The sequence below is a fragment of the Moorena sp. SIO3H5 genome (genome assembly GCF_010692395.1).
Classification (GTDB): Bacteria; Cyanobacteriota; Cyanobacteriia; order Cyanobacteriales; family Coleofasciculaceae; genus Moorena.
On record NZ_JAAHHS010000237.1, the window covers coordinates 1 to 12,022 of the forward strand.

Annotated in this window: 10 protein-coding genes; 3 read left to right on the forward strand and 7 right to left on the reverse strand. The window is 42.5% G+C overall.

Features of this window, described 5'->3' with window-relative positions:
- A partial coding sequence (locus F6K52_RS22855; RefSeq protein ID WP_293083148.1) for a hypothetical protein occupies positions 1–240 on the forward strand: 240 nt, incomplete at its 5' end.
- Between the two features lie 1,235 nt (positions 241–1,475).
- Positions 1,476–5,117, forward strand: coding sequence for a WD40 repeat domain-containing protein (locus tag F6K52_RS37050; RefSeq protein ID WP_364419205.1), 3,642 nt, complete (start codon positions 1,476–1,478; stop codon positions 5,115–5,117).
- A 161-nt stretch (positions 5,118–5,278) separates the two neighbouring features.
- Here F6K52_RS37050 and F6K52_RS22865 read toward each other — a convergent pair whose 3' ends face one another.
- Positions 5,279–5,530, reverse strand: coding sequence for a hypothetical protein (locus tag F6K52_RS22865; RefSeq protein WP_293083151.1), 252 nt, complete (start codon positions 5,528–5,530; stop codon positions 5,279–5,281).
- A gap of 352 nt (positions 5,531–5,882) precedes the next feature.
- Positions 5,883–6,281 (reverse strand): hypothetical protein, encoded by a 399-nt coding sequence (locus tag F6K52_RS22870; RefSeq protein ID WP_293083153.1) that lies wholly within the window; start codon positions 6,279–6,281, stop codon positions 5,883–5,885.
- Between the two features lie 413 nt (positions 6,282–6,694).
- Between F6K52_RS22870 and F6K52_RS22875 the strand changes: the two genes are divergently transcribed.
- On the forward strand, positions 6,695–7,573 hold the full coding sequence (locus tag F6K52_RS22875) for a GNAT family N-acetyltransferase (protein WP_293083156.1): 879 nt from the start codon (positions 6,695–6,697) through the stop codon (positions 7,571–7,573).
- Positions 7,574–7,920: 347 nt separating this feature from the next.
- On the opposite strand, the gene F6K52_RS22880 is transcribed toward F6K52_RS22875, so the two are convergent.
- From F6K52_RS22880 to F6K52_RS22900, 5 genes are all read right to left on the reverse strand, one after another.
- Complete coding sequence (locus F6K52_RS22880) at positions 7,921–8,745, reverse strand: FkbM family methyltransferase (protein WP_293083161.1); 825 nt, start codon at positions 8,743–8,745, stop codon at positions 7,921–7,923.
- A 202-nt stretch (positions 8,746–8,947) separates the two neighbouring features.
- Positions 8,948–10,231 (reverse strand): glycosyltransferase, encoded by a 1,284-nt coding sequence (locus F6K52_RS22885; RefSeq protein ID WP_293083166.1) that lies wholly within the window; start codon positions 10,229–10,231, stop codon positions 8,948–8,950.
- A 191-nt stretch (positions 10,232–10,422) separates the two neighbouring features.
- Positions 10,423–11,475 carry a M42 family peptidase gene (locus F6K52_RS22890; RefSeq protein WP_293083170.1) on the reverse strand — a complete coding sequence of 351 codons (1,053 nt, stop codon included), beginning with the start codon at positions 11,473–11,475 and terminating at the stop codon, positions 10,423–10,425.
- Positions 11,472–11,741 (reverse strand): hypothetical protein, encoded by a 270-nt coding sequence (locus tag F6K52_RS22895; RefSeq protein WP_293083176.1) that lies wholly within the window; start codon positions 11,739–11,741, stop codon positions 11,472–11,474. The genes F6K52_RS22890 and F6K52_RS22895 overlap by 4 nt, the downstream gene beginning before the upstream one ends.
- Positions 11,742–11,752: 11 nt before the next feature.
- On the reverse strand, positions 11,753–12,022 hold a 270-nt coding region (locus F6K52_RS22900), incomplete at its 5' end, for a PEP-CTERM sorting domain-containing protein (RefSeq protein WP_293083179.1).

The window sequence follows — 12,022 nt, forward strand, 5'->3', positions numbered from 1 at the left end:
TACTATAGCGCTTTTTATCATAATGAGGTACACAAGATTTTTTCCCTCTTGCCTCTTGCCTCTTGCCTCTTGCCTCTTGCCTCTTGCCTCTTGCCTCTTGCCTCTTGCCTCTTGCCTCTTGCCTCTTGCCTCTTGCCTCTTGCCTCTTGCCTCTTGCCTCTTGCCTCTTGCCTCTTATATGTTCCCTGCTCCCTGCTCCCTGCTCCCTACTCCCTCAACTTTTGTACCTCACCCAATTAAAAACCGCTATCATGCTAGATACAACCGCAAATCAAAACCAAGACTCCCTCAGAGAACTAATCCAACTAATTAGGCTTTCTCAGGGAGAATTTTCCTTGATTTTGGCGGTTGGTAACTATGGGGTATTGAGGACAGAAATTAGTGAACAGTTGCAGCAGCAATGTCCTATTCCGATCAGGGAGTTTGTCTTAGAGCAATCGGTTAAAACTCTTTATACCACTATTGTGGAAGAGCTAGGTCCAGAACAGCCAGAGGCGTTGATGGTATCTGGGATAGACTCAGTAATTTGCATTGAGGAAGTGCTGACAGCAACCAACCAGATCCGGGAAGAGTTTCGGAACTTTCCGTTTCCACTGGTGTTGTGGGTGACGGATAAGTTGCTGCAAATGCTAATTCGGTCAGTGCCAGATTTCCACAGTTGGTCAAGCTGTGTTGAGTTTGTGATTAGCAGCGGTCAATTAATTCAGTTTATTGAGCAAACCACTGATCAGGTGTTTGCCAAGGTGGTAGCCTCCCGTGAAACGGAGTTTTTGCACAGTAGTAATCTGAATTTAAACAAAGGCTCTGCATCCTATGTTGAATTACAGTCAGCACGACAGGAACTGGAAAAGCGGGGAGTGGCCTTAGCCCCTGAGTTAGAAGCCAGTTTGGAATTTGTGCTGGGTCGAGTGGCTGATAATTCTCAAGAAGAGTCTCGACAGCATTATGAGCGCAGTTTAGCTCTGTGGAAACAAACCGATAACCTGGAACGCCGTGGCCATGTACTAGTCTGTTTAGGCTTGTGGTGGGCTGTTTATGCACTATGGCATCAAGCTGAGAAGAAGCAAGGTTGTGAACAAGCAAAAGTTTATTTTCAGGAATCGGTTGAGGTTCTTGAGCAGGCTAACCGCCCAGAGTTAGCTGCCAAATATATTAATTTTTGGGGAGAGGCACTTCAGCACCAGTCAAATTGGGAGGAGTTAGAGAAAGTGGCCAACAAAGCCTTGGCGCTCCATCAAACCTATTCTGATCCGTTCAGAATGGCACGAGCTTATGGCTTTTTGGCTCAGGTAGCCCTAGGGAAATCAGCCTTTAAAAAAGCCCAAGAGTATTCCAAACAAGCGCTTTTTCTGCAATCAACGGCATCAGCTAAGATAGTCAATCCCTCACCAGAAGAACAAGCTTTCCTAGACTGCGAAAAGTCTTTTGCCCAGGGTTGGTATTTATTGTCCTTGGGGCGAGCACTGCTTGGGACTATGCGGACGCAAAATCATCTTAGTCAATGTAGGGCTGTGCTGACACAAAAACATGTTGCTCAATTACAAGCAGCACTTCATAACTTGAAAAAGGCGAGAGCAGAAACCAAACCCCACTATGATCCAGACCTTTATATTGGTATCTTGAAGGAATTACATCAGGCCTATTGGGAACAAGGGGACTATCTCACTGCCTTTGAGATTAAACAAGACCAACAGGGGATTGAGAGCCGGTTTGGGTTTCGGGCATTCATTGGTGCCGGTCGATTGCAGCCCAAGCAGCAGGTAACTAACCCAGTTTTAGCAACGGTTGAGTGCTCAAAAACCATAGCGCCAGAAATTGCGGCTTCTGGCAGGGAACACCATGTTAATGGCCTGATTGAGCGCATGGAACAGGTGGGCTCTAGACTAACTGTGATTCATGGACAGTCCGGGGCGGGGAAAAGCTCAATGATTGAGGCGGGATTAATACCAGCATTAGAACGGCAAACCATTAATACCCGTCGGGTATTACCGGTTTTGCAGCGAGTTTATAGGAATTGGATTCAAGCACTAGGCAAATCCTTAAAAAAGACTCTGGATAAGAGAGTAAATTTAACCTCTGTGGCTGGTAACCTTGATTCCACCGCCCTCATTCTTGAGCAGTTGCGCAAAAATGCTAGGCAAAATTTGCTTACTGTTTTAATATTTGACCAGTTTGAAGAGTTTTTATCCGTTTGCTCAAACCCCAACCAGAGGCAAATTTTTTATAATTTTTTGCGAGACTGTCTGAATATTCCTTATGTAAAGGTAATCTTGTCTATGCGAGAGGATTATTTACATTGGCTGTTGGAATGTAATAAGTTCGGAATCGATTTAGAGGTTATTAATAACAATATTTTAGATAAGAGGATTCTGTTTCACTTGGGTAATCTTACCCCACCAGATGCCAAATTATATCTTCAACGCTTAACGGAGCAAGCTCAGTTTCCCCTAGAGCAAGCACTGATTGATAAATTAGTGGCGGATTTAGGGAAAGAATTAGCAGAGATTCGACCAATTGAGTTGCAAGTGGTAGGGGCGCAACTGGAACGAAACCAAATTACCACCCTAGAACAGTATCAACACCTAGGAGATAACCCAAAAGCTGAATTAGTCAACCAATACTTAGAAGAAGTAGTGGAAGCCTGTGGTTCCGAGAACAAACGGGTTGCTGAATTAGTGTTGTACTTGCTAACGGATGAAAACAACACCCGCCCCCTCAAAACTCGCCATGATTTGGAAAAAGAATTAAAAGCCTTGGCGGCTGATGTAGAAACAGAGCTAAAACGATTAGATTTAGTGTTGGAAATTTTTTTGAAATCCGGCTTAGTGCTGCTGTTAAGAGAATTTTATGGTAATCGCTATCAATTAGTCCATGATTATCTAGTAGATTTCATTCGACAACGACAAGGGGCTGACATGAGAGCAGAACTTGAAAAAGAGCGAGAGGCGCGACAACGGCTTCGGAAACGGTTGCTGATGGGGTTAGGGGGATTTAGCGTGGTGATGACTATACTAGCGGTGATTGCCATCGGGCTGTGGCAAGAGGCAAAATTTCACGAAAAACGGGCAACCCTTGCTAAACTCAACGCTAAATATCAGCTCTCTCTTCTTGTAAATAAAAATCAGCTTGATGCCCTTTTAATCAGCATCAAGGGAGGGAAAGAATTAAATCATAAAATAGCAAAATTAGAAATTGGCAAAGAGACTGTATCTAACCTCTGGGAAGCAGTCAACTTAACCCAAGAACGCCATCGTTTAGAGGGACATAAAGGTAGTGTATTGAGTGTAAGTGTGAGTCCTGATAATCAGCTCATTGCTTCAGCTAGCTCTGATCAAACTATCAAGCGGTGGAGTCGTGATGGCCAATTGCTGAATAGCTTAGAAGGACATCGGGATATAGTGTGGTGCGTCAGTTTTAGCCCTGATAATCAAATCATTGCTTCAGCCAGTAAAGACAAAACCGTTAAACTCTGGGGTCAGGATGGCACCTTAATTAAAACCTTGGAAGAACATGATGACGAAGTAAAATGGGTAAGTTTTAGCCCGGATGGTGAGACCATTGCTTCCGCCAGTGGTGATAAAACAGTTAAACTCTGGAACCGTGATGGAAGGTTAATTAAAACCTTGGAAGGACATCAGGATGCTGTTTTGAGCGTTAGTTTTAGCAATGATGGAGAATTTATTGCTTCCGCCAGTAAGGACAAAACCGTCAAACTCTGGAACCGTAACGGTAAATTAATCAACACTCTAGAGGGGCATAAAAAAGCTGTTTGGAGTGTAATTTTCAGTCCCAATAGTCAGACCATTGCTTCAGCTAGTGATGATCAGACCGTTAAACTGTGGAACCGTGATGGAACCTTACAGAAAACCTTGTCAGGACATGATCATCCTATCAACAGCGTCAGCTTTAGTCCGGATGGTGAGTGGATTGCCTCAGGGAGTAGTGACGGAAAAATAAAACTCTGGACTGGTAAGGGTACACTAATTTCAACCCTTCCTGGTCATCAAAATACTGTCAATCAGGTTAGTTTCACTCCTGACGGTAAGATGCTAGCTTCAGCTAGTGTTGATTTCACTGTCAAACTTTGGAATCTTGAGGGAATTTTGCCTAAGGTTTTCCAACCTACCAGCTATACAGTCTATGGTTATGGTGCTAGTGTTAGCCCGGATGGTGAGATAATTGCCTCTCCTAGTCGAGATGATAACACGGTTAAACTCTGGAACCCCAAGAAGCAGATTAGGGAACTCACCCTCAAGGGAGATCAGGGTTTTGTGAAGGGGGTTGATTTCAGCAGTGACCGTCAGATTATTGCCATTGCCAGTAATGACAAGACGGTGAAACTCTGGAATGGCGATGGGAAACTGCTACATACTCTAGAGGGGCATAGCGATCCAGTTTATAGCGTTAGTTTCAGTCCTGATAGTCAAATCATTGCCTCAGCCAGTGAGGATAAGACAGTGAAACTCTGGACCAGGGAAGGGAAACTGCTACGTACTTTAGTGGGACATACAGATGCCATTAATCGCGTCAGTTTCAGTCCTGATGGTGAGTTAATTGCCTCTGCCAGTAATGACAATACGGTGAACCTCTGGAACCAGGACGGCACTCTAATTACTACCCTGACTGGCCCTAGCCAGTTGTCCTCCCTTAGTTTCAGCCCCGATGGTAAGCGGATTGTGGCAGGTGCTGCTGGTGGTTTTATGATCATCTGGAGTCGTGAAGACATCTCCTCGCAGGAATTCGAGTATAAAAAAGTAGTGGGGCATAGAAAAGCTGTTTATGATGTCAGTTTCCACCCCCATCGAGATATTATTGCTTCTGCTAGTGAAGACGGCACAGTTAAACTATGGGACCCCAATGGAATTTTAATTGGAACGTTAACCGAGGGTTCTGAACGTGTGGAGTCTGTGAATTTCAGTCCAGACGGTGAAACCCTAGTCTCGATTAATGCAGCGAATCGGGTGAGTATTTGGAATTTAGATTACAGTAAATTAAACGATGTGAATTCCCTACTGAAGCGTGCTTGTAATCAGCTCAGTAATTATCTGAACAATAATCCGAACGTGAACCAAGAAGACGACAAAAAACCCTGTCAGAGAATTGAGAAGCAAGAGTAAATCAGCTAGAAATAGCAGTTCTCATAGTCATGAGATACAAAAGATTTTTTCCCGACTCCCGACTCCCGACTCCCGACTCCCGACTCCCTAAAACCCACAACTTTTGTAACTCACCCAATTAAGAACTGCTATATATGATCAATCTCTAGCTGAAGCGGACTCTACTGAATTCCCGATTGCGGCATGTCACGGCGCGGGGGTATAGGATCTGGATATTGAGGCTCTCTTGCACCAGCAGCAGTATCAAATATAGTGTACTTCAGGAATGAAACATCCTCCAATAGACTATTGCTAGTAGAGTCAGGTTCGGTGATTAAATTCCCATAACCTATCTCCATAGCCAAAACCTGACTAGCAGTGATTGTCGATACTGCTGTTATCCCTAGAAGGGAGAGAATTTTGTAACGTTTCATAAGTGGACTCCGTGGGTTCTATGCCAATTCCAACTCGATTCATATATACATTTTTCCCAGATTGATGGCTCACATCAGGATATTTTCTAGGTTTGTGGATCAAATCAGGAAATTTTGTGAGCGTAGAATATCGTAGCTTTAGCGGCTCTGACGAATCTGCGGAAGGAAAGTTCCCGATGAAGAATGTAGAATTTAGAATTTAGAAGTCTGGCTTCTGGCTTCTGGCTTCTACCTCCTACATTCATTCTACATTATTTATTGTCAATTATCCATTCTTAATTCTACATTCTTAATTCTAATAACCTTTAACTTTGGCCTTAAGGCCGTAGGCCACGCTGCGCGAATGGCCACCCTAAGCGAAGGAGCAGAGCTGATTCAATAACTCCTTTGGAATTGCTTCAAAATTTTCTAATAGAAAATCCATTAAGGCCAGATGATGCAAGGAATCGGAAGAAGGAGTTTTATAGCGAGCACCTTGGGCCAGCCAGCTGTTTACAGCGTAAGTTGAGCGACAGCAGATGTTAGCGATGTCTTCTTGCTTAACTTGCCATTTCCAGTAAAACTCCTGGGGGTTCATGGAAAGTCGGAAGTTGCTGTATAGGTAGATCAAGATTTCTTCTCGCTCGGTGATGGGACGAGGAATTGAATGTTCCTGTGTGGATTGGCTCCTGGAAATTTGGGCAAGGCGGTCTAGGGCTCGCTGACAGTTAATCAGATGATTCAGATGGTCATTTGAGCGATTTGTTGGCATGATGTAATTACCTCACACATAACTTGTGACTGGGGACATAAGCCGCGCTTCTTGGTTGACGCGTAAAGCGCGGCTTTTTGCCCATAAATATTATCGAAATATCGGACATTTTTATTATTACTAATAATTTGGTAAATGTCAAGGTTTTTTTGATAAAAAATATTTATTAGCTAATAGGGATAATTTTATAGATTTTTAAGTTATTATTAACTGAATAATATCCAAGTTAAATGCGCAAAAGCTGATTAATGAGCAGGAAAAAATTCAGCGATCGCAAAAACTAAGCAACCAGATTTTGGGCGTTGCTGATTCTGGGTATGATTCTGCCCCCCTAGGGCGTGTTCTCAAACTCGTTGTATCCTAAAAAAGAGTAACGCACCGAACCTGTAAAGACACCCACAGCATAAGGATAGATGACTGAATTCCAGATTCGCTTAGCTAAAATCTCAGATGTAGAACCTATCTTAGCTTTCTGCCAATATACGTGGGAACATCAAAACGATTACATGCACTTAGTATTGGAGAAACGGATTAACAATCCTAACAGAAAAGTTTTTGTAGTTACTCTTGATGATATCCCTGTGGCGATGCAGGATATTGTTATTTTGTCAAAACAGGAAGCTTGGCTAAGTTCTTTGAGAGTAGATCGTCGCTATCGACGGCGAGGTTTATCTAAATTATTAGATGCACATACAAATAAGTATTTATCTCAAGTAAATGTTCCTATATTACGTTACTGTGTCTTGTCTGACAATGAACTAATGTTGAAAATAATCTCTCGCCGAGGAGATAAAAAAATAGATAGTTATAGTCTTTGTAAAGCTGATACTATTGCTTCACCAACTAACCAGTTAATTCAATTAGACCTGAAAGATTTTGATAAAATTTGTTCTTTAATTATTAGCAATAATTTATCCTATCAAAAAACAAATTTTTACACACAATTAATTATTACCTGTCAAACTATTACTCCTGAGTTATTAAAAAAATCTCTGCTTGGGGGAAAAGTTTTCGGATTAAGACAAAATGAAAGTTTACGAGGTATAGCTATTCAAAGTTACTCGGAACTTTCAGAGCAAGAGTTCTATATTGGTTATCTTCATGGAGAGCCAGAAATATTGACAGTGCTTCTCTGTGAATTATGTAAATTAGCCTATTCTTTAGGTAAGTCAGTGGTTAAAGGTCTTTTTCCGTTGAATGATAGTTTCGGCAATGCTCTTTCCCAAGCTGCTTTCCAAAGAATGAATCAAGCAGAAATAGGGGTATATCGCTCTTCTTTCAAACCGGGTTGATGTCTTGGGTGCATCTCATTCTTGCTGTTTGAACCGGTGGGTAGAATGGGCATCTTAGTAGAATGGGCATCTTAATGGAACGGGCATCAGGCGTGGAACCGGCATCTGGGTGGAATGGGCATCTGGGTGGAATGGGCATCAAGCGTGGAACCGGCATCAGGCGTGGAACCGGCATCTGGGTGGAATGGGCATCAGGCGTGGAATGGGCATCAGGCGTGGAATGGGCATCAAGCGTGGAACCGGCATCTTGCCGGTTATCAATATTCCCAGGCGGACTGTCCCAACCCGGGCGTTGATGCGAAAAATTAGGGCGAGCCCGTTCCTAACGCACCCTAAACAACTCAGTATTATCCTCGCCAGGCATACAGATTGAAAAGATTAGAACCATGTAAAATAGGTTCCTGTTCGACTTGAATTTCGCTAAAGCCGTGTTCTTTGAGCAAATTCGTAATTTTTTGGAGTCGATGCTCTAGATCGTGAACTTCTACAACAATTTGCTTGACCTTTTGCCAATCCTGAGCTTCGATGCCTAAAAGTACATCCAACTCGCTTTTCTCCACATCTATCTTAAGCAAATCAATCTGTTCGATCTTGTGTTCCCTTATAATCTCTGAGACAGTTTTTAACTGGCAAGTTACCCGCTCGATTTTAAAAGCTTTGTCTATGCTATTTTGGAGTAAAATTGATCGCATAAACGACGGAAACCAACGAAGCCAACGAAAAGCTTTAGGGGCGTATTTAATATTGCGAATAACAGCCTGCTTCAGTTGCTTTTTTAGCTCAGTAAAATCCTCTTGATATGCAGTGGATAACATGGTAGCATTGGGATTATAAGCGAATGTTATACTCTTGGATTCCTGAGAAAGTCCACAGGAAAAGACTTTAATTTTATCTGAATCAAAGCGTTGAGCGTTAGCCTGTAGTACATTAAAAATGGCTGGAATAGGTTCAAAAGCATAAATACTAACATTTTTATTACAATTTTGATATGCCCATAAGGCAAACAAACCAATGTTAGCTCCTACATCAAATATGATATCACTTTCGTGCAGCTCAATTCCATATTTAATGTAGTCTTGAATCTGTTCGTACAGAACTGGTACTTCTTCTTCCTGCAAGCAAAATATTTTCATTCCATTGGGAAGCTTAGTTTCCTGAATTATATTTGGCATAAGGATAGAACCATTTGTTAATAAATTTTATTAGGTAGTGACTGATGGGGTGACATGAGCTCTAAAAAGATGACTGTATAAGGCTTTGAGCCAATGAGCTCAGCCAATATACAGTCGCAAATTGACCATTGTACTACTATACAAGTTAAATGCTCTCCCCATAAGGGATTTAGACATAAAATTATTCCTTTTAAGAATTATATTATTGTTTTGTTGAAGCCAAAACTGGTTTACCTGTAGCAACAACCTGTTCGATAATATCAGCCGCTCGACTCACTCCCCCTGCTAATTTAATTGCCTCTTGTAGCCTCAAAGCATTTTTTTTATAGGAATCTTCCGTTAAGACCAGTTTGATAGCCTTTTGTAGCTTCTCCACGCTCAATTTTTTCAAAGGTATGACCTCTCCTGTTCCTGTCCAAGCGATCCTCGCCGCCACTCCAGGTTGATCGTTGGTAATGGGAATAGCTACCATTGGTACTCCATTACTCAACGATTCTAGAGTAGTATTCATTCCGGCGTGAGTGATGGTAAGGGTCGCTTTTTGTAATAGTTCTAATTGAGGTGCATAGCCAACAACTAAGGTATTTCCAGGGAATTCTGGCAAAGATTCTGGACTAGCACCCCCACCTAAAGCAATCACTAATTGCGCATCCAATCCCACACAAGCGTCTGCAATCATTTGGAAAATCCAGAGCAGCCGATTTTGCAGTGTTCCCATCGAAGCATAAATTAGTGGTTCTCCAGTTAATTTTTCATAAGGAAAAGGCGCAGGTTCTCGACTCGTTGGGTTACTATAAGGTCCTGTGAAATGAAAACAAGACAGTAGTTCTATTCTAGGAAATTCAAACTCAGCAGGCTGTTGACTAAGTTGAGCCAATTGGGAAGAGTATTGATTGACGTTATCATAGGGATATAAATTCCACTGCTGACGATGGTCATTAATAACTTTTTCTAGAGATTTACCGATCATAGAAAGCAGTGCATAACCCACTCGGTTGCGTAGAAGTCCCCGCCATGAAGGGTCATAATTCCAGGACGTGCTAAAGGGAGGAACGCTCATTTCCCGATTCAGCATTAAGGCACTGCATACAGTTACATAAGGAATATCTAGATAGTCAGCGATAGTTCCTCCGGCTGGAGAAGCTTGATCTACTAATAATAGCTCTATACCTGCTGCTTTAATTACGTCTGGAGCATCCCGAAGAGACATTTTTGCTGCATCGACAATCCAATTAATTGTATACTGGAATGCCTTAAATCCATTGAGATTACCTAATTGAGTAAATAAGTCTTTTGTGGCTCCTTTAGGAAAATCAGACGTGCCAATCACCTGAAATTCTAATCCTGCGGCTAGAACTTTTGATTGAGCGTCTTCAATGGCGAATACAGTGACGCGATGACCACGCTGTTTCAGTTCGTAACCTAACGTAGTCATAGGGTTAAGATGACCAGAAGCAGCAGGACAAATAATGCCAAAATGAGTCATAATATTTGCTCAGTAAAAGATATTACCCCAATTAAATGGGACTTAAGCCAAAACTCAACTAAAATTTAACATAAACTGGCTTGGTAAGGGATGAATAGCTACCGATACTTGTCTAAGCAGTAGAATGTATAAGAATGAATAATTAAGAATGAATAATGAATAATGAATAATGAATAATTAAGAATGAATAATTAAGAATTAAGAATTAATGAACTATAAGTTTCAAGAATCTCGATACAATTTGCGATCGCACCCAAATGAGCAATTTCATAACCATGGGTATTTTGGGTAGGAAAACTCAAGCAAGCAGCGCGAGCAACATGACCAAACTTCATGGCGATGGAAGCATCAGAGCCAAAACCATCAATAACCGCCAACTGAATCGGGACCTCACAACTTTCTGCGGCTTGTCGCAATTCCCGATTTAGCCCTTCATCGTAGATGCCATAATTATCTTTAGAGAGCAACACTGGTGCTGGTCCATCTTCGATAGGGTACTCCCCAGACAAGGGACAAATTTCCAGAGCAATCAACGCATCTAGAGATTTATTCTGAGTAAAATACAAAGCCCCAATTGCCCCTACTTCCTCTTTTGCTGATGCCACCAAATACGTATCAACTGCTGGAGTTTTCAACCGTTGGGCTAAGGTTAGCAAAATCGCCACGGATGCCTTATTATCCAGGGTATAGCTAGCAATATAATTCTTAAGCCGCACAGGTCTCTTACGATGTTTACCAACCACCATAGGAGTGCCTGGACGCACCCCAGCCCCTGCCAATTCTGTAGCACTACATTTGGTTTCAATCCAGGCATCTTCCCAACGTAGAGGAGTATCATGCTGCAACGCTTTTTGGGGAGATTCATGAGAAACGTGACGTGAGCCAAAGGAAAGAATACCGCTAATGGTATAGTTATCCCCCAACAGATCCACCACACCCTCACCATAAACCCAAGGAAAAGAACCACCCAAGCGGCGCACTTCCACCCGTCCTTCGTCACCAATCCGTTTAACAATGGCACCGATTTCATCTTTATGAGCAGTAATCGCAATGGGACTAGCACTAGCATCCTTACCAGGGATTTTCGCAATTACATTTCCCGCCCGATCCTGCCAAGTTTCCACCCCTAAAGCTTGAAACCGATGCAGTAACAATTGGTCAATTTCCCCTTCCGCACCACTAGGGGAATGGTGCATAACTAATTCTTCTATGGTTTTGAACAGTTGGTTGTAATTGTTAGTCATTGTTGGGAGTAGGGAGTAGGGAGTAGGGAGTAGGGAGTAGGGAGTAGGGAAGAAGAATTGACTAAAAACGCACCATTACTGTCTTGGGGAGCCAATTGCACATCTGATATCATATCCAGATAATTACCCTTCATCAAAATCTCCCCAAACTCCCCACACTTCCCACACTCCCCAAACTCCCCACACTTCCCACACTCCCCTGTCTTTCCCGATTCCCGATTCCCGATTCCCGATTCGCGCATTCGCGCATTCGCCCATTCGCGCATTCGCCCATTCCCTATTCCTTCTTCCTTATTCCCTTAGAGCCTATCCCTAAAGCCCCCAAGGCGAATAGACCTAAAGCTGTTGCTGGTTCAGGAACATTAGCTGGGTGTGGATGGTTATGATCTGGGTGTGGATGGTTATGATCTGGGTTTGGATCGTTCAATGCTGACAGGGCTAAATCCGCAATAATCCGATAAATACCAGTGGTTGGATGTTGTAAATCCCAGAAGAAAAACTCCTCGGGATTCTCACATACAAATTGTGCTGGTATATTCACACAAGG